17 protein-coding genes and 1 tRNA gene are annotated in these 17,329 nt (G+C 59.0%); 10 read left to right on the top strand and 8 right to left on the bottom strand.

The window, feature by feature from the left end; all coding sequences use genetic code 11:
- Positions 1 to 204 precede the first annotated feature (204 nt).
- Complete coding sequence (gene mgtE, locus HX811_RS17550; RefSeq protein WP_003214265.1) at positions 205 to 1,647, top strand: magnesium transporter; 1,443 nt, start codon at positions 205 to 207, stop codon at positions 1,645 to 1,647.
- 103 nt (positions 1,648 to 1,750) lie between these two features.
- Here the strand turns inward: mgtE and HX811_RS17545 are convergent, their stop codons facing one another.
- From HX811_RS17545 to HX811_RS17535, 3 genes are all read right to left on the bottom strand, one after another.
- Positions 1,751 to 2,077 (bottom strand): Arc family DNA-binding protein, encoded by a 327-nt coding sequence (locus HX811_RS17545; protein ID WP_003175643.1) that lies wholly within the window; start codon positions 2,075 to 2,077, stop codon positions 1,751 to 1,753.
- Positions 2,078 to 2,512: 435 nt separating this feature from the next.
- Positions 2,513 to 2,692, bottom strand: coding sequence for a PA3371 family protein (locus HX811_RS17540; protein WP_003214263.1), 180 nt, complete (start codon positions 2,690 to 2,692; stop codon positions 2,513 to 2,515).
- Between the two features lie 20 nt (positions 2,693 to 2,712).
- Positions 2,713 to 2,940, bottom strand: coding sequence for a hypothetical protein (locus HX811_RS17535; RefSeq protein WP_003214261.1), 228 nt, complete (start codon positions 2,938 to 2,940; stop codon positions 2,713 to 2,715).
- Between the two features lie 336 nt (positions 2,941 to 3,276).
- On the opposite strand from HX811_RS17535, the gene HX811_RS17530 reads away from it, so the two are divergent.
- Positions 3,277 to 3,353, top strand: a tRNA-Arg gene (locus HX811_RS17530).
- A gap of 342 nt (positions 3,354 to 3,695) precedes the next feature.
- Positions 3,696 to 5,078 (top strand): MFS transporter, encoded by a 1,383-nt coding sequence (locus tag HX811_RS17525; RefSeq protein ID WP_003214260.1) that lies wholly within the window; start codon positions 3,696 to 3,698, stop codon positions 5,076 to 5,078.
- 60 nt (positions 5,079 to 5,138) lie between these two features.
- Here HX811_RS17525 and HX811_RS17520 read toward each other — a convergent pair whose 3' ends face one another.
- From HX811_RS17520 to flgA, 4 genes are all read right to left on the bottom strand, one after another.
- Entirely contained in the window at positions 5,139 to 5,888 is a 750-nt protein-coding gene (locus tag HX811_RS17520) for a flagellar brake protein (protein ID WP_003214258.1), read from the bottom strand.
- Positions 5,889 to 5,983: 95 nt separating this feature from the next.
- Entirely contained in the window at positions 5,984 to 6,451 is a 468-nt protein-coding gene (gene flgN, locus HX811_RS17515) for a flagellar protein FlgN (protein ID WP_003214256.1), read from the bottom strand.
- 48 nt (positions 6,452 to 6,499) lie between these two features.
- Positions 6,500 to 6,823: a flagellar biosynthesis anti-sigma factor FlgM gene (gene flgM, locus HX811_RS17510; protein ID WP_003214254.1), complete on the bottom strand. Its 324-nt coding sequence runs from the start codon at positions 6,821 to 6,823 to the stop codon at positions 6,500 to 6,502.
- A 142-nt stretch (positions 6,824 to 6,965) separates the two neighbouring features.
- A complete protein-coding gene (gene flgA / locus HX811_RS17505) occupies positions 6,966 to 7,730 on the bottom strand; it encodes a flagellar basal body P-ring formation chaperone FlgA (protein WP_032899382.1) in 765 nt (254 codons plus the stop codon).
- An 80-nt stretch (positions 7,731 to 7,810) separates the two neighbouring features.
- Here flgA and HX811_RS17500 point away from each other — a divergent pair, with 80 nt between their 5' ends.
- From HX811_RS17500 to HX811_RS17470, 7 genes are all read left to right on the top strand, one after another.
- The gene (locus HX811_RS17500; RefSeq protein ID WP_003214250.1) at positions 7,811 to 8,743 is read left to right on the top strand and encodes a chemotaxis protein CheV; all 933 of its coding nucleotides are present in this window, start codon (positions 7,811 to 7,813) and stop codon (positions 8,741 to 8,743) included.
- 43 nt (positions 8,744 to 8,786) lie between these two features.
- Positions 8,787 to 9,614: a protein-glutamate O-methyltransferase CheR gene (cheR, locus tag HX811_RS17495; RefSeq protein ID WP_177008427.1), complete on the top strand. Its 828-nt coding sequence runs from the start codon at positions 8,787 to 8,789 to the stop codon at positions 9,612 to 9,614.
- A 234-nt stretch (positions 9,615 to 9,848) separates the two neighbouring features.
- Positions 9,849 to 10,256, top strand: a complete 408-nt coding sequence (gene flgB, locus HX811_RS17490; protein ID WP_003214246.1) for a flagellar basal body rod protein FlgB — start codon at positions 9,849 to 9,851, stop codon at positions 10,254 to 10,256.
- Between the two features lie 3 nt (positions 10,257 to 10,259).
- Positions 10,260 to 10,721 carry a flagellar basal body rod protein FlgC gene (gene flgC, locus HX811_RS17485; RefSeq protein WP_177046722.1) on the top strand — a complete coding sequence of 154 codons (462 nt, stop codon included), beginning with the start codon at positions 10,260 to 10,262 and terminating at the stop codon, positions 10,719 to 10,721.
- Positions 10,722 to 10,737: 16 nt separating this feature from the next.
- Positions 10,738 to 11,466, top strand: a complete 729-nt coding sequence (flgD, locus tag HX811_RS17480; protein WP_177046720.1) for a flagellar hook assembly protein FlgD — start codon at positions 10,738 to 10,740, stop codon at positions 11,464 to 11,466.
- Between the two features lie 31 nt (positions 11,467 to 11,497).
- Positions 11,498 to 12,820, top strand: a complete 1,323-nt coding sequence (gene flgE, locus HX811_RS17475) for a flagellar hook protein FlgE (RefSeq protein WP_003214240.1) — start codon at positions 11,498 to 11,500, stop codon at positions 12,818 to 12,820.
- A 170-nt stretch (positions 12,821 to 12,990) separates the two neighbouring features.
- Positions 12,991 to 14,088 (top strand): hypothetical protein, encoded by a 1,098-nt coding sequence (locus HX811_RS17470; protein WP_177046718.1) that lies wholly within the window; start codon positions 12,991 to 12,993, stop codon positions 14,086 to 14,088.
- A gap of 80 nt (positions 14,089 to 14,168) precedes the next feature.
- Here HX811_RS17470 and HX811_RS17465 read toward each other — a convergent pair whose 3' ends face one another.
- Positions 14,169 to 17,066 carry a ribonucleoside-diphosphate reductase subunit alpha gene (locus tag HX811_RS17465; RefSeq protein WP_008435294.1) on the bottom strand — a complete coding sequence of 966 codons (2,898 nt, stop codon included), beginning with the start codon at positions 17,064 to 17,066 and terminating at the stop codon, positions 14,169 to 14,171.
- Positions 17,067 to 17,329 lie beyond the last annotated feature (263 nt).

Below are 17,329 nucleotides of genomic sequence, written 5' to 3'. Positions count from 1 at the left end.
TTTGTGTCGCAAGCGCTTGTTCTTTCCAGTTTTTTGACGTTAAACGCGGCCGCCCAGTGTATCATTGCGCCCGTCAGCCCCGCCGGGGCTTGTGGAACACCTCCATGGACTTACCCAGTAGTTACTCAGTACCCCGTTTTACCAATCATGAATTGACTGATTGATCCTTCCGGCGTGCCCCGCTGCTGGGAGTGGAGTTCGCCTATGACCGAAGTTGAAGTAAAGAAAACACAAGAAAGCCTGCAGGATCGCCTGGCTCAAGTCGTCGAGCTGCTGCAGCGCCAGCGCGTGGTCGAAGACCTGACGCATCGCCAGGAAGGCGCGAACAATGACCGGGTCGAGAACCTGGTCCACCGGCAAAACCTTGTCGAGTTGCAACGCAAGCTCGATGACCTGCACTCCGCCGACGTTGCCTACATCCTCGAAGCCTTGCCGCTGAATGACCGCCTGACCCTTTGGCAGTTGGTCAAGGCTGACCGCGACGGCGACATCCTCCTCGAAGTATCCGACTCGGTCCGTGAAACCCTGATCGCCGACATGGACGATCACGAGCTCCTGGCGGCCGCCAAGGACATGGATGCCGACGAACTCGCTGACCTGGCTTCCGAGCTGCCGCGTGACGTCGTCCATGAGCTGATGGAAACCCTCGATGGCCAGCAGCGCGAGCGTGTGCGCTCGGCGTTGTCCTATGACGAGGAGCAGGTCGGTGCGTTGATGGACTTCGAGATGGTCACCATCCGCGAAGACGTCAGCCTGGAAGTGGTTCTGCGCTACCTGCGCCGGTTGAAAGAGCTGCCAGGCCACACCGACAAGCTGTTCGTGGTCGACTACGAAGGGATCCTCAAGGGCGTACTGCCGATCAAGCGCCTGCTGGTCAATGATCCGGACAAAAAAGTCGCGGACGTCATGGCCAGTGACCCGGTGAGTTTCCATCCGGACGAAGACGCTTACGACGCGGCCCAGGCGTTTGAGCGTTATGACTTGATCTCGGCCCCGGTGGTCGACAAGAACGGCAAGCTGATCGGCCGTCTGACCATCGATGAAATGGTCGACCTGATTCGTGAGGAGAGCGAAAGCGAAGTCCTCAACATGGCCGGTCTGCGGGAAGAAGAGGATATTTTTGCGTCGGTCTGGAAGTCCCTGCGTAACCGCTGGGCCTGGCTGGCGGTGAATTTGATTACCGCGTTTATTGCTTCACGGGTGATCGGCCTGTTTGAAGGCTCCATCGAGAAGCTCGTGGCCCTGGCTGCACTGATGCCGATTGTGGCGGGTATTGGCGGTAACTCGGGTAACCAGACCATTACCATGATCGTCCGCGCCATGGCGCTGGATCAGGTGGGGACCGGGCATGGCAAGCGTTTGATGCGCAAGGAGCTTGCGGTCGCGCTGATCAACGGCCTGGTGTGGGGCGGTGTCATCGGTATCGTGGCGTACCTGCTGTATGGCAGCTGGTCGCTCGGCGTGGTCATGACGGCGGCCATGACGCTTAACCTGCTGCTGGCAGCGTTGATGGGGGTTCTGATTCCAATGACCCTGGTGCGCCTTGGACGAGACCCGGCGATGGGCGCCAGTGTGATGATCACGGCCATGACCGACAGTGGCGGCTTCTTCATCTTCCTGGGCCTGGCAACCATCTTCCTGCTTTGATCCCTTCCATGGATCGGGGGCATTTGCCCCTTGATCCTTTCCTGACCAAATCCCGGGCAAAAAAAAGCCAGCGCATGGCTGGCTTTCAGCTTTCAGTTGCCAATCAGTTGGCTTCTGCAGCTGCCTCAACGTCGTGGGCGATCAGCGAGACGAGAGCATTTTGCTGGCGGTGGGAGAGCTGACGAAAACGCTGCAGCAGTTCGCGTTCGTGCAGTGACAGCTCGGGGCTGTCCAGGCGCATGCTCAGCTCGTCGCCCAGCGCACCTTCCTGAATCAGGCTTTGTTCCAGGCGTGCGATGATTTCGGAGTTCATGCTGCGGTGATGATTGCGAGCCACCTCGGCAATGCGTTCCCGCATTCCGTCTGGCAGACGTACGACGAACTTGTCAGCCGTACGGCTGGAATAAATTGCCTGTTTCAATGGGCGCATATATTTAACCGGTTAGTTCAGGGGAGCGGTTTTTGGAATTGGCCGCAAGATGCATGTTAGGACAAGGTTTGCTGCCAAATGTTCAACCTGAATTGCAAAGAGGCCGCATCATGCCTCAGATTTGCCAGTTCCTTGGCGTCAATTCTGTGACAAATATTGAACCGGCTACCGGCTTTATGCCAGTACTCATTTCAAAATTTGCGGACTGGTTGGAAAACTTTCCGCGGACGCACCCAAATGAGTGTTGAGCCCGCAGACCCTGGGCGCAAAAGGCTTTTCGGGCGCACATCCTATAGCAATATGGCCTTTTGCCCTTAACTTTAAGATTAGTGGCAAATTGCCAATTTACGAATGCGGAGCGACATATGGTCGGCTGTCCGGACGGACAAGCCGAGGCGTGGGAGCGATTTTAGCGAGGGCGACGAGCGGGGGGATTCAGCGCAGTACGGGATCGAATTTGATGCGGCGACCAATGAAGACTGCCAATACCCACAGACTGCCAAACACGCCGGCGGCGACGAAGGAGACTGTCTGTACGTCTTGCGACAATACGTTCAGGCCGAGGCCGGCGGCGGCCAGTGCCAGGGTCAGAAACAGCCAGGCGGACTTGTTCATGGAATGCTCCGGTAAGCGGTTCAGAAAACCCAGTGTTCAGTGGCAGGAGCAGCTTGAGTGCCCTGGGTCAGTTGCAGTGGGGATTGCATGTTCGGCTTCATGACAGCCAGTTGCGGACGCTGCTGCAGGTGGTGGGGAATCGCCTGGCTGACCTGTGCGGCGTCGTCGGAAGTGGTGGACTGAAAATGGAACATCACCAGCGCAGCCAGTGCAACGGTATTGAGGGCTAGTAGAAGTGCGCTGTTCATGTGCATGTTCTCCGCAGATGGCTGGGCCGGACTGTATTTGTAGGATAAAGGATTGCAGGTGTCGTGCCAGTCTTTAATTGAAAATAAATCCTTTAAAATCAAACATTTATATAGTGTCCAGATTGCCATGCTGTTGCAATTTGCAATGATGGCATTTTGGGGGAGTGCATTTTGCACGATGGTCCGAACCGTCCGTAATCGTTGAGCGCAATACCACCGGCTGTCACTGGCATGGGCCTACACTCAAAAAGCCAACGGACGACATGACAAAATTCACCTGCGCCGTTAACATGCACGCCGTCCGTCGCCGTGCCCATCGCCGGTTGGCTGTCATTAGTCCCAGTAGCTCAATTGGATAGAGCATCCCCCTCCTAAGGGGAAGGTTGGCCGTTCGAACCGGCCCTGGGACACCACTTCACCGTTGCTGCCCAAGCGGCCTCGACGTCCGCAAGCCCCGATCAGATTTATCTGGCGGGGCTTTTTTGTGGCCGGGCGTTTGAGTGTGGCAGTCTTTTCAAACACCAACCGAACCTTGCCCGCGTTTGAGGTTCACACGGGAGGCAAGAGCGGGGCGGCGCAAGTATTCGTCTGCATCCTGTACCTCGCGGGTGACTGGCGAGCGTCTGACACGTAGCCAATTGGCATGAGCAAAATATTCCCCGGCAACCGCGTGTTTTGGCTGTCCGGACCCGACGACCCGGGACTATCATTCCGGTAGTCCTGACACCCACAGCAAGGAGCCGCTCGGAACGCCGATGCGCCAGATCTGGAAACCTTTTCGAGCCCTTTATTTTGCTTCCCTGATGATGCTGATCGGCTCTGGCCTGCTCAGTACTTACCTGGCCTTGCGCCTGGCGGCAGATCACGTCGACAGCCTGTGGGTCGGTGCGTTGATGGCCGCCAACTATTTTGGCCTGGTGTTGGGGGGCAAGATCGGTCACCGCCTGATTGGCCGCGTCGGGCATATCCGGGCCTACGCCACCTGTGCCGGGATCGTCGGCGCGGCGGTGTTGGGCCACGGGCTGATCAACTGGCTGCCAGCCTGGATTGTGCTGCGGATGATTGTCGGCCTGGGCATGATGTGCCAGTACATGGTCATCGAGAGCTGGCTTAACGAACAAGCTGAAGCCAAGCAACGCGGTGCGGTGTTCAGCGGCTATATGATCGCCTCGTACCTGGGCCTGGTGCTGGGCCAGTTGATCCTTGTGATGCACCCGCAGTTGGGGCTTGAGTTGCTGATGCTGGTCGCGCTGTGTTTTGCGCTGTGCCTGGTGCCGGTGGCCATGACTCGCCGCATTCACCCGGCGCCGCTGCATCCGGCGCCGATGGAGCCGCGCTTCTTTATCAAGCGGGTGCCGCAGTCCCTCAGTACGGTGTTGGGGGCCGGGCTGATCGTCGGCTCGTTCTACGGTTTGGCGCCGCTGTACGCGTCTCAGCAAGGGCTGACCACCGAGCAGGTCGGCCTGTTCATGGGTAGCTGCATTTTCGCCGGGCTGCTGGTGCAGTGGCCATTGGGCTGGCTGTCCGATCGATATGACCGCGCGCTGTTGATTCGCTGTTTCGCCTTGTGCCTGGCGGTGGCCGCGTTGCCGTTGGCGATCATGACCCAGGTACCACTGGAAGTGCTGTTCGTCGCGGGCTTTCTCTGTTCCCTGGTGCAGTTCTGCCTGTACCCGCTGGCTGTGGCTTTTTCCAACGACCACGTCGAGGGTGATCGCCGGGTGTCGCTCACTGCGATGTTGCTGGTGACCTACGGCATCGGCGCCAGTGTCGGCCCGCTGTTGGCCGGTGTGGTGATGAAGCTGTTCGGCAGCCATATGCTGTATGCGTTTTTCAGCGTGTGCGCATTGATCCTGGTGTGGCGCATCCGGCCCAAGGCGGTCACCAACCTGCATCAGGTGGACGACGCACCCCTGCATCACGTGGCGATGCCCGACAGCATGTCCAGCTCGCCCCTGGTAGCATGCCTCGATCCGCGAGTGGACGAACAGGTGGTGCAGGACCAGATGCAGACCGCCGTTGTGGATCCCGAGCCGGAAGTCGATCCCGAGCTGGATCAGCCGGAGCCTGTCACCGAGCCACCAGAGCATCCGGACCCGGATGATCACCCCCACGACTTGAGCAGGGCGCGCCCCTGAAAGCAAAAACGGGCAGCCCCCTTGAGGGACTGCCCGTTTTTTTGTCGCGACCTTTATTGTTTAAAGGTCGTCGTCCTTGTCAAACCGGCGCGCTTCACGCTGCAGTTGATACACAAACCGCTCGACCTGACGCTGCACCAGCCCGCTCATGTTATGAAAACGTAGGCCGGCGAAGGTGGTGTTGATCCTTTCTTCGAAGTGCAGGTAACGCAGTTCTACCGAGGTGGTCATGCTGCCAAAGGGTAGCGCGGCGATAAATCGGTCGTAGACCTGACCCAGTTGCAGGCGCTCGGAAATATCCCCTTCGAAGCGCAATTTGCAGCCGGTGGCGGAAATATCCAGCAACTTGCCGCTGATGGGGGCCTTGAGTTTGTCGCCGCCCAGTTCGACGCTCACCAGTTGCGCCAGCTTCAGCGCCGCGCGGAAGGCGTTGCGACGCTGATGGTAAATCACCTCGCCAGGCATGCTGCCGCGGTAAATGCGGTGGCCGCCGGCTTCATCGAGGGTCAGGGTGCCGTTGCTTTCCCAGGCTACCCGCACCCCCTCGTGAAAACCTTCGATCCGGAAAGCTTCGCCATTCTCGAGGTAGCGTTCGCCGTCGCGCGGGACCATTTCGTCCAGGGCCAGTGTCTTGCTGTCCCGGTCGATTTCCACCAGGTAGCTTTGAAACCGCTGGTTGCGTTCATGGAAGGTGATGATCAGCGGATCATGGCTTTCTTGCAGCATCCGCAAGGTGCCAGCGATTTCCAGCGGCGTGGTGAGTACCTTGGGGGGCTGCGGAGCATCTTCCGCGTTAAGGGTGTTGAACACGGTTCTTCCATCTCCAGACAAAATACGACTACACGCAAGTGCTGTCATTTTGCCAGTATGTGGCGCGACTTGGATAGGGCGCGCTCAAACTGGTTTCAGGCTTGGCTGCGGGTGCTTGGCTTGGCCAGGCGTGAGGTGGAGCCTTGAGCGTTGTAGAGAGCCGGAGGCTCGCCGCCGTGGAGGATACGCAACTGATTGGCGGTCGTGGCTTGCTGAAGCTGGATGGCCTGGCCGTTGAGGAGGTTGGTTTCCTGGCACAGGGTCAGCAACTGGTTGAGTTCTTTGCTCTGGGCCAGCAACTGGTCGCCCACCGTGGAGTGGCTGGCGAGTTGTTCCAGGCCCTTGTGGTCGGCCGTGAGGCCCAGGCTGATCAGAATCTGGCTGCGCTTCTTGCCGTGCTGTTCCAGCAGGACGATCAGCGATTGCTTGCGCGCCAGGATTTCTTCCAGCATGCGCATGTCCCGGCCGTACAGGGCCAGTGATTCTTCTCGAAGGAGCTCCAGCAGCTGCTGTGCGGGAGGCAGGTCTTCAATGATCAGTTGTAGCAAGTTTTCGTCGTGCATGGCTGGCCTTGGGGTTTAAGCGTCCAAAAGCCTGGCGCAGGCCTTTGCCTAGCGCTCGGCTTCGAAGTTAAGCAGTTTGCTGGCTACACGGTTGCTGTCGACCTTATAGCTGCCATCGGCAATCGCCTGTTTCAATTCGGCCACACGGGCTTTATTGACAACTGGCTGATCGCTCAGCGAGTCAGTGACCTTCTGCAACTGTTGAGCCTCATTGCTCAGGTGTACCGATTCCCCGCTTTGGCTTGCACCGGCCTGTTCTGTCTTGGCAGGCAGAGGCTGGGACTTGGCTTCAACGCTGTCTTTGGCACCGTTGGTGCGCGAAGAACCGGGCGTTGGCAGGGCGTTATTCAAACGACTGAAATCGATGACCATGTTAAAAAAACCTCTGGGTATTTGGACGCTTGCCATGTTTTCGGCCATACCCGGACAAACTTTAGGCTCGATTGACAATAAACCTATGCGCGATGCCGCTTTGCGCACAGTGTAGGAAAAGCTGGCGTCCGATGCCAGTGATCTATAAAGCCACCTCAACCTGCCCCGGCGCAGTCACCCGGGCCTTGATCACGCGGTTGGAATTCAGATTCTTGACGCGAATCTGTTCACTCATGCCGCCGTTGGACAGGGCTTCCCCCGGCATTTTTACATTCAGGCCACCGCTGCTGGCGGAAATCACCACCTGGTCACCTTTGCGCACGACTTCGGCCTGCTCGAGATGGACCAGGGTAATCACCTGGTCAGCAACCATTGGTCGGGTAAGTTTCTGCCCGAGTGCCTGGTCAAGGGACGTGAGGTAGCTCTGGGTGATCATGCTGATGTCGCGCTCACGCATCGCGACGTCATCATAACCAATGATTCCGGTACGTTTCAGCGGGCGCGTCACCACCACCACTTCGCGAAACAGTTTGACCTGGGCGGGCACGAACACCGTCCAGGGCGAGGCGCCTTCGCAGCGCACTTTCACGGTCACGCGCCCGATGGGCTGGGCGGGGCTTTCCAGGGAAGCTGTCAATTCTCTGTCGCACATGGGCATGCGCAGGCGCGGATCCAGCTGGTTGACCTGGATTTCGTAGCGGCCCGGTGTCTGCGTCGTGGCCAGATAATCTTCTACAGTGAACTCAAGAAAGCCTTGAGTGACGCCGATAAGCAGATCAGGCAAGGTGACGTTATCGGCGCGGGCCGGCTGGCCCGTAGCCAAGGCAAGCAACGCCATCGAGACGCAGAGCAATCTGCGGTACTGTGGGGATCGGAGGCGTCGGGAAACTGTCGTTTTGATGTCCATGGCCAATAAAAAAGCAAAGCTCGTGCCGTTTAGTGTTGGGTACGCGTCGTACCCCTAAGTTTTAGCGTAGGAGTCTGGGCATGGCCGGTGTAATGGATTCAGTGAACCAGCGCACACAGCTGGTGGGGCAGAATCGCCTGGAGTTGCTGTTGTTCCGTCTGGACGGCAAGCAGCTGTACGGGATTAATGTCTTCAAGGTTCGCGAAGTGCTGCAGTGTCCCAAGCTGACAATAATGCCCAAGTCCAGCCCGGTGGTTTGCGGTGTGGCGAACATTCGTGGCGCGACCATCCCGATTCTTGACCTGGCAATGGCCACCGGTTCGGCGGGGTTGCAGGACCGCGAGAGCCCGTTCGTGATCATTACCGAGTACAACACCAAGACCCAGGGTTTCCTGGTGCGCTCGGTGGAGCGCATCGTCAACATGAACTGGGAAGAGATCCATCCGCCGCCCAAGGGCACCGGTCGCGATCACTACCTCACGGCGGTGACGCGGGTCGACAACCAGTTGGTGGAAATCATCGACGTGGAGAAAATCCTCGCCGAAGTGGCCCCGACCTCCGAGGCGATATCGGTGGGTGTGGTAGACGCCGAAACCGCGCACAAGGCGATCTCGCTGCGGGTGCTGACGGTGGACGACTCTTCGGTTGCGCGCAAGCAGGTGTCCCGTTGCCTGCAGACCGTTGGGGTCGAAGTGGTCGCGCTCAATGACGGTCGCCAGGCCCTGGATTACCTGCGCAAGCTGGTGGATGAGGGCAAGAAGCCGGAAGAAGAATTCCTGATGATGATCTCCGACATCGAGATGCCGGAAATGGACGGCTACACCCTCACGGCCGAGATACGCAACGACCCACGCATGCAAAAACTACATATCATCCTGCATACTTCGTTGTCGGGTGTATTCAATCAGGCGATGGTCAAGAAGGTCGGTGCCGATGACTTCCTGGCCAAATTCCGCCCTGATGACCTGGCATCCCGGGTAGTCGACCGGATCAAGGCAGCAGATCACGGCTAGGGGCCTTTTCCCTGGCGGTCACACGATTTAAGAGGCGGTATCATTGTCTACGGGTAATTTGGATTTCGAACAGTTCCGGGTCTTCCTGGAAAAGGCCTGTGGCATATTGCTCGGTGAAAACAAGCAGTACCTGGTATCCAGCCGTCTCAACAAACTGATGGAGCAGCAAGGCATCAAGTCCCTCGGGGAGTTGGTGCAACGGATCCAGGGCCAGCCGCGCAGCGGGCTCAAGGAGATGGTGGTCGACGCCATGACCACCAACGAAACATTGTGGTTTCGCGATACCTATCCGTTTGAAGTGCTCAAGAACAAGGTGCTGCCCGAGGCGATCAAGGCCGCTCCCGGCCAGCGCCTGCGCATCTGGTCGGCGGCCTGTTCGTCGGGACAGGAACCGTATTCGATTTCGATGTCCATCGACGAGTTCGAGCGGACCAACATGGGCCAGTTGAAAGCCGGGGCGCAAATCGTGGCCACGGACTTGTCCGGTACCATGCTCACCAACTGCAAGACCGGCGAGTACGACAGCCTGGCGCTGGGGCGCGGGTTGTCCCAGGAGCGCTTGCAGCGTTTCTTCGACCCCAAGGGGGCAGGGCGTTGGGCGGTCAAGGCGCCGATCAAGAGCCGGGTGGAGTTTCGTTCGTTCAACCTGCTGGACAGTTATGCCAGCCTGGGCAAGTTCGACATGGTGTTTTGCCGCAACGTGCTGATCTACTTCTCGGCCGAGGTGAAGAAAGACATTCTGTTGCGCATCCACGGCACCCTCAAGCGTGGCGGTTATCTGTTCCTGGGGGCTTCCGAGGCGCTGAACGGTTTGCCGGATCATTACCAGATGGTGCAGTGCAGTCCTGGAATCATTTACCAGGCCAAGTGATGAGTGCTTGAACAAAAAGGGAGGCCTGCACAGGCCTCCCTTTTTTTATGGCCGCAAAGCGGCAAGCCCTCATTGCCGCTTTACTGGCGTTTCGCGGAAACCCTTTGCCGCTTTTCTGGCATTGCCGCCGGCAATTCCCTCGCAAACCCTTGATTTACGGGGCTCAAGCAACTTGGCATGGCCCTTGCTAAATCCTTGTTACGAAAAGCAGGTCAGCCCCTAAAGGTTTCCGCCATGAGCATCAGCTTCGATAAAGCGCTCGGTATCCACGAACAAGCACTGGGCTTTCGCGCCCAGCGTGCCGAAGTCCTGGCCAACAACATCGCCAACGCCGACACCCCGAACTACAAGGCTCGGGACCTGGACTTCTCTGCCGTGCTCGCCGCCCAGCAAGACAAGACCAAGAACGGCACCTTCGCCCTGAACATGACCAACAGCCGTCATATCGAGGCGCAAGGCCTGGGCAATGGTGACGAGTCGCTGCTGTATCGCACGCCGATGCAGCCGTCGATCGACCAGAACACCGTGGACGCCCAGTTGGAGCAATCGGCCTACGCCGAGAACTCAGTGAACTTCCAGGCCAGCTTCACCCTGCTCAACAGCAAATTCAAAGGGCTGATGTCAGCCCTGCGTGGAGAATAAGCCATGTCCCTCGCCAGTGTTTTCAATATTGCCGGTAGTGGCATGAGTGCGCAGACCACGCGCCTCAACACCGTCGCCAGTAACATCGCCAACGCCGAGACCGTGTCTTCGAGCATCGACCAGACCTACCGTGCCCGGCACCCGGTGTTCGCCACCATGTTCCAGGGCGGCCAGGGCGGCCAGGGCGGCCAGAGTGGCAGCGGCGATTCGCTGTTCCAGAACCAGGATGCCGCAGGCCAGGGCGTGCAGGTGCTCGGTGTGGTCGAAGACCAGAGCAACCTCGAAGCCCGCTACGAGCCGAATCACCCTGCAGCGAACGAAAAAGGGTACGTGTACTACCCCAACGTCAACGTGGTCGAGGAAATGGCCGACATGATTTCCGCCAGCCGCTCGTTCCAGACCAACGCGGAAATGATGAACACCGCCAAAACCATGATGCAGAAGGTCCTGACCCTGGGTCAGTGATAAGGGGCGCCAAATAATGGCCATTGTTGATAACAATTCGACGAACACGGCAGTCCAGGACCTTTTTAACTCCAAGGTCAAGACGGCGACAGATAACACCAGCGTCGGTGACGCCGCCAAGTCGGCGACGGGCAACCAGGCGATGGGCAAGGACGCGTTCCTGCAATTGCTGGTGACCCAGCTGAAAAACCAGAACCCGCTGTCGCCCCAGGACAATGGCGCGTTCGTCGCACAGTTGGCGCAGTTCAGCAGTCTGGAAGGCATCAACAACCTGAATGACTCGGTGAATGCGATTTCCAGCAACTTCAGCTCCTCCCAGGCGCTGCAGGCTTCGTCGCTGGTGGGGCGTTCGGTCATCACCCAGACCGACAAGGCGATGGTGGATACCAGCAAGAGCATGACCGGTTCCGTGGCGGTGACGGCGGCGACGGGCAACGTCTCCGTCAAGATCACCGACAAGGACGGCAACGTCGTTCGCACCATCGACATGGGCGCCCAGAGCGCCGGCAACTCCAGCTTCGTCTGGGACGGCAAGACCGATGCGGGTGAGACGGCGCCACCCGGCACCTACACCTTCAATGCCACCACCAAGAATGACAAGGGTGACTCGGTGGCCCTCGCCACCTCGCTGCCGGCAACGGTGACCAGCGTAACCCTGGGCACGAACGGCGCTGAAATGGTGCTGAACCTGGCGGGCGGCCTGGGCAGTATCAAGCTGTCGCAAATTCAGACTATCGGTACATAGAGCCGGCTAAATACGGCAAAAGGAGAGAACAATGTCTTTTAACATCGGCCTAAGCGGCCTCTATGCGGCCAACAAACAACTGGACGTGACGGGCAACAACATCGCCAACGTCGCGACCACCGGCTTCAAGTCGTCCCGTGCAGAATTCGCGGATATCTACGCGGCTTCCAAGCTGGGTACCGGCCAGAACAGCATCGGCAATGGCGTGAACCTGGCGGCCGTGTCCCAGCAGTTCACCCAGGGTGACGTCAACAACAGCGGCGGCACGCTCGACATGGCGATCCAGGGCGGCGGCTTCTTCGTGCAGAAGGGCAGCGACGGTTCGCTGGAATACACCCGCAACGGTGCGTTCCGGGCCGACAAGGACGGCTACATCACCAACAACACCGGCACCTCGCGCCTGCAAGGCTACGCAGCGGATGCCGATGGCAACATCCAGAAGGGCGGCTTGACCGACCTGCAGCTCAACCTGTCGTACCTGCCACCGAAGGCTTCGAGCAAGGTGGATTCCACCAGTAACCTGAACTCCTCCGAGACGGCGATCGACCAGACGGCGCACCCGTTTGATCCGACCAAATCGGACAGCTTCACCACTCAATATTCCACCACGCTGTACGATACGCAGGGCAACGCGCATCCGATGGTGCAGTACCTGGTGAAGACCGACTCCAACACCTGGAAGTCCTACACCCTGATCGATGGGCGCAACCCTGACGGCTCGCCGATCAGCGGCACCGGTACTGACGTGAAGGCGCCAGTTGCCTCGACGCTGTCGTTTGACACCTCCGGCAAGCTCACCGGGATCGTTACCCCGCCAGCCACCGCTTCCAATACCACCCTGACCATTTCCGACTGGAAGCCGGGCGGCCTGGTCAATGGTGTCTGGACGCCTAACGGTGCGGCCGCCAACGCAGACGGCGTGGCCGTCAACATGGGGAACATCACCCAGTACAACTCCGCCACCTACCGCAACCCGCCGACCACCGATGGCTACGCCACCGGGCAAATCACCGGGCTGAAAATCGACGGCAGCGGCGTACTGTTCGCCACGTTCAGCAACCAGCAGAGCAAGGCCATCGGCCAGATTTCCCTGGCCAGCTTCAACAACGAGCAGGGCCTGCAGCCAGCCGGCGGCACCACCTGGAAAGAAACCTTCGCGTCGGGCCAGCCGGGTTTTGACACCCCGCAAGTCGGTACCCTGGGTTCGATCGTGGCCAACTCCCTGGAGAACTCCAACGTCAACCTGACCAACGAGCTGGTGGACCTGATCAAGGCCCAGAGCAACTATCAGGCGAACGCCAAGACCATTTCCACCCAAAGCACCATCATGCAGACCATCATTCAGATGACCTGATGTTGTCGCTTTAACTCGCTTTACCGAAAAGCCCCTCGCGTGAGGGGCTTTTTTTTGCCTGTAGATCGGCCCGGCTGGACACCAGATGACATGGATCTGGTGGAACGCCCTACGTCAGCTTTGCCACCCAAGCAACCAAGAGAGATCAGGTGAATGGGTGGGGGCGAGATATGGCGAGTGTTTCGGCTGCAGGGGACGCCAGCAGGCGCGTGTATTTTTCGGTTAAGGACAGTGCGAGGCCGGACCGGCCGGGCGATTCGAAAAACACCGATGCCGCTAACGAGGCCTCGGTCAAAAAACTGCTCCGTGAGCTGGAGGACGCCGATAGAACGCCCGGGAGCCCGGTCGCTCGGGATTTGCGGGACAAACTCAATGCTTTACGAGAGGAGATCGGTGATAAGAAACTCGAGGAGATACTCAAGAAGCTGATTGAAGAGGCTGCCGTCGGAGACTGGCTCGATTTCCTCAGGAAACTGATGAAGGCGTTGTTCCCGGGCTCGGATGACGCACCGCCGGCTCCTGCACCAGCTCCTGCGCCGGCACCTTCGCCAAGGGGCGGTGGCGGTGGCGGAGGAGGCGGCGGCGGGGCTAACAGAAATGATTTTGGCCCCAGCGAGCGCATGAGCAACCTGACGCCTACTGAAGGTTCAAAGCATTTCGACTACAAGCCTGACAACAGCAATCCCAGGCAAAAGCCAAGTACGGAGAAAGGCCAGCCGGGCAATATCTGGAGCGGATTCAGTCAGGGCCCCGACGGCAACTGCATCACCGTTTCAGCGATAAAAGCCGCCATGATGCACTTCGGCCAGAAGCCCACCGATGTTTTCAAGGAAGTGAAGGAGAATGGTAATGGCTTCGACGTAACCATGCGCGATGGAGTCCATGTCTTCGTGTCAAAAAACGAACTGGAGCAGGCGGCCAAATACGCACAGTTCAAGGGCGATGATCCAGCCATGATGACTGATGCCAACTTCATGTACGCCGCGAGTGCCAAAAGGGCAATGAAAGAAGGCAACGATGGCAGGACGGGAATGAATTTCTTTCAAGCGATGGAGAGTCTCAATGATGGGGAACATGCGCGCGAAGGCCTGGATCGCCTGGGCCTCAAGGGCCACTATAGGCCGGCCACTGATGCCGACCTCAGGAACAGCAAGGTGGGGACGGTGGAGTATGGCGGCCACTCCATGGCTGTGATCAACGGTCGTGTTGAGTTGTGGGGGGGGCGAGGCGGTGTGCCTCAGTCGGGTACGGCGACGGTGTTGTTCTAGACAAAAGAAAACCCCCGATACGCCGTAGGCCTATCGGGGGTTTTTCAACCTTGGGTGGTTAGACCCAGGGTGGGCTCAGCTTATTGGCAAGCTTCGCAATCCGGCTCGTCGATCGCGCAGGCTTTTGGCACTGGCGCTGGACCGGCAGGTGCCGCGAGAACCGAATCATCACCATGGTTGCCGCCGCTGGAAACAGCGTTCAGCTTGCCGGTGTTGATGGTCGACTTCTCGGTGCTGGTGGCAGCCAGGGCACGGAGGTAGTAAGTGGTTTTCAGGCCACGGTACCAGGCCATGCGGTAGGTCACGTCGAGCTTCTTGCCCGATGCGCCGGCGATGTACAGGTTCAGCGACTGAGCCTGGTCGATCCACTTCTGGCGACGGCTGGCGGCGTCGACGATCCACTTGGTGTCCACTTCGAAGGCGGTCGCGTAGAGCTCTTTGAGTTCTTGCGGGATGCGCTCGATCTGCTGCACCGAACCGTCGTAGTACTTCAGGTCGTTGATCATGACCGAGTCCCACAGGCCGCGGGCTTTCAGGTCGCGAACCAGGTACGGGTTGATCACGGTGAATTCGCCCGACAGGTTCGATTTCACATACAGGTTCTGGTAGGTCGGTTCGATCGATTGCGACACGCCAGTGATGTTGGCGATGGTGGCGGTCGGTGCGATGGCCATGATGTTGGAGTTACGAATGCCTTTCTGCACACGGGCACGTACCGGCGCCCAGTCCAGGGATTCGTTCAGGTCAACGTCGATGTACTTCTGGCCACGTTGCTCGATCAGGATCTGTTGCGAATCCAGCGGCAGGATACCTTTGGACCACAGCGAACCCTGGAACGTCTCGTAGGCGCCACGCTCGTCGGCCAGGTCGCAGGAAGCCTGGATCGCGTAGTAGCTGACCGCTTCCATGGACTTGTCGGCGAACTCGACTGCAGCGTCCGAACCGTAAGGAATGTGCTGCAGGTACAGCGCGTCCTGGAAGCCCATGATGCCCAGGCCAACCGGACGGTGCTTGAAGTTGGAGTTCTGCGCCTGGGGTACCGAGTAGTAGTTGATGTCGATAACGTTATCGAGCATGCGAACGGCGGTGTTCACGGTGCGTTCCAGCTTGGCGGTGTCCAGCTTGCCGTTGACGATGTGGTTCGGCAGGTTGATCGAGCCCAGGTTGCAAACGGCGATCTCGTCCTTGTTGGTGTTCAAGGTGATCTCGGTGCACAGGTTCGAGCTGTGGACCACGCCCACGTGCTGCTGCGGGCTGCGCAGGTTGCACGGGTCTTTGAAGGTCAGCCATGGGTGGCCGGTTTCAAACAGCATGGAGAGCATTTTGCGCCACAGGTCTTTGGCCTGGATGGTCTTGAACAGCTTGACCTTGCCCGGGTACTCGGTGAGGGCTTCGTAGTACTCGTAGCGCTCTTCGAAAGCCTTGCCGGTCAGGTCGTGCAGGTCCGGTACTTCGGATGGCGAGAACAGGGTCCACTTGCCGTCATCGAAGACGCGCTTCATGAACAGGTCAGGGATCCAGTTGGCGGTGTTCATGTCGTGGGTACGACGACGGTCATCACCGGTGTTCTTGCGCAGCTCGATGAACTCTTCGATGTCCATGTGCCAGGTTTCCAGGTAGGCACAGACAGCGCCCTTGCGCTTGCCACCCTGGTTCACGGCTACGGCGGTGTCGTTCACTACTTTGAGGAACGGTACAACGCCCTGGGACTTGCCGTTGGTGCCCTTGATGTACGAACCCAGTGCACGCACCGGGGTCCAGTCGTTACCCAGGCCGCCGGCGAATTTGGACAGCATGGCGTTGTCGTGGATCGCGTGGTAGATGCCCGACAGGTCATCCGGCACGGTGGTCAGGTAGCAGCTGGACAGTTGTGGACGCAGGGTACCGGCGTTGAACAGGGTCGGGGTCGACGACATGTAGTCGAAGGACGACAACAGGTTGTAGAACTCGATGGCACGGTCTTCTTTCTGCTTCTCTTCGATCGCCAGGCCCATGGCCACGCGCATGAAGAACACTTGCGGCAGTTCGAAGCGGATCCCGTCCTTGTGGATGAAGTAACGGTCGTACAGGGTTTGCAGGCCCAGGTAAGTGAACTGCTGGTCGCGCTCGTGGTTGATCGCCTTGCCGAGTTTTTCCAGGTCGAAGGTGGCCAGGATCGGGTTCAGCAATTCGAATTCGATACCCTTGGCGATGTAGGCCGGCAGGGCCTTGGCGTACAGGTCGGCCATCTCGTGGTGGGTGGCGCTGTCGGCGACTTTCAGGAAGCCCAGGCCTTCGGCACGCAGGGTGTCCATCAGCAGGCGCGCGGTGACGAACGAGTAGTTCGGCTCACGCTCGACCAGGGTACGGGCGGTCATCACCAGTGCGGTGTTGACGTCGGTCAGGGCCACGCCGTCGTACAGGTTCTTCAGGGTTTCGCGCTGGATCAGGTCGCCATCGACTTCTTCCAGGCCTTCGCAGGCCTCGGTGATGATGGTGTTCAGGCGGCCCAGGTCCAGCGGTGCAAACGTACCGTCGGCCAGGGTGATGCGGATCGACGGGTGAGCTTGTACGGCAGCTTCTTCGGCCGGGGAACGTACGGCACGTTCCTTGGCGCGCGAGTCACGGTAGATCACGTAGTCGCGGGCGACTTTCTGCTCGCCGGCACGCATCAGGGCCAGTTCGACCTGGTCCTGGATTTCTTCGATGTGAATGGTGCCGCCCGATGGCATGCGACGCTTGAAGGTTGCGGTGACCTGTTCGGTCAGGCGGGCAACGGTGTCGTGGATGCGCGACGAGGCAGCAGCGGTGCCGCCTTCAACTGCAAGAAACGCTTTGGTGATCGCGACGGTGATTTTGTCATCGGTGTAAGGAACGACAGTGCCGTTACGCTTGATCACACGCAATTGGCCGGGCGCGGTGGCGGACAGATCCAGGTTCGAATCAGCGGCCTGCGGCACGGAGCCCTGCGGGTTCTCGCGAGTTGTGTCGGTTTGCATGGGGGGTTGTCTCCACATTCTATATTTATTTGGGCACCATCACGGTGCCCACCGTTCCGTCCTGAAGCACTTACAACAGGCCAGGGGCCTGGCATAACAACTTCGGGACAGGAGGAAGGGAGCTGTTCGCGCCGCTTCCATGCCGAAGTCTTCGGTTACAAGCCTTGGGGCTCTTACCGTATTCCTGGTGGGTGACAGTTTCGTACTGCAACACCCGTACCGTTTTCGCCTGATCGGGGCAGAAAGCGGCTGCCATCCGCGTG

Origin of the sequence: Pseudomonas sp. F8002 (assembly GCF_013385495.1) — a bacterium.
Taxonomy (GTDB): Bacteria; Pseudomonadota; Gammaproteobacteria; order Pseudomonadales; family Pseudomonadaceae; genus Aquipseudomonas.
This window is presented reverse-complemented; position numbering and strand designations above follow the sequence as displayed.

Excerpts from the sequence above, each read along its gene's own strand:
- mgtE (WP_003214265.1), top strand. The coding sequence starts at position 205 with ATGACCGAAGTTGAAGTAAAGAAAACACAAGAAAGCCTGCAGGATCGC.
- HX811_RS17545 (WP_003175643.1), bottom strand. The coding sequence starts at position 2,077 with ATGCGCCCATTGAAACAGGCAATTTATTCCAGCCGTACGGCTGACAAG.
- HX811_RS17540 (WP_003214263.1), bottom strand. The coding sequence starts at position 2,692 with ATGAACAAGTCCGCCTGGCTGTTTCTGACCCTGGCACTGGCCGCCGCC.
- HX811_RS17535 (WP_003214261.1), bottom strand. The coding sequence starts at position 2,940 with ATGAACAGCGCACTTCTACTAGCCCTCAATACCGTTGCACTGGCTGCG.
- HX811_RS17525 (WP_003214260.1), top strand. The coding sequence starts at position 3,696 with ATGCGCCAGATCTGGAAACCTTTTCGAGCCCTTTATTTTGCTTCCCTG.
- flgN (WP_003214256.1), bottom strand. The coding sequence starts at position 6,451 with ATGCACGACGAAAACTTGCTACAACTGATCATTGAAGACCTGCCTCCC.
- flgM (WP_003214254.1), bottom strand. The coding sequence starts at position 6,823 with ATGGTCATCGATTTCAGTCGTTTGAATAACGCCCTGCCAACGCCCGGT.
- flgA (WP_032899382.1), bottom strand. The coding sequence starts at position 7,730 with ATGGACATCAAAACGACAGTTTCCCGACGCCTCCGATCCCCACAGTAC.
- HX811_RS17500 (WP_003214250.1), top strand. The coding sequence starts at position 7,811 with ATGGCCGGTGTAATGGATTCAGTGAACCAGCGCACACAGCTGGTGGGG.
- flgB (WP_003214246.1), top strand. The coding sequence starts at position 9,849 with ATGAGCATCAGCTTCGATAAAGCGCTCGGTATCCACGAACAAGCACTG.
- flgC (WP_177046722.1), top strand. The coding sequence starts at position 10,260 with ATGTCCCTCGCCAGTGTTTTCAATATTGCCGGTAGTGGCATGAGTGCG.
- flgD (WP_177046720.1), top strand. The coding sequence starts at position 10,738 with ATGGCCATTGTTGATAACAATTCGACGAACACGGCAGTCCAGGACCTT.
- flgE (WP_003214240.1), top strand. The coding sequence starts at position 11,498 with ATGTCTTTTAACATCGGCCTAAGCGGCCTCTATGCGGCCAACAAACAA.
- HX811_RS17470 (WP_177046718.1), top strand. The coding sequence starts at position 12,991 with ATGGCGAGTGTTTCGGCTGCAGGGGACGCCAGCAGGCGCGTGTATTTT.
- HX811_RS17465 (WP_008435294.1), bottom strand. The coding sequence starts at position 17,066 with ATGCAAACCGACACAACTCGCGAGAACCCGCAGGGCTCCGTGCCGCAG.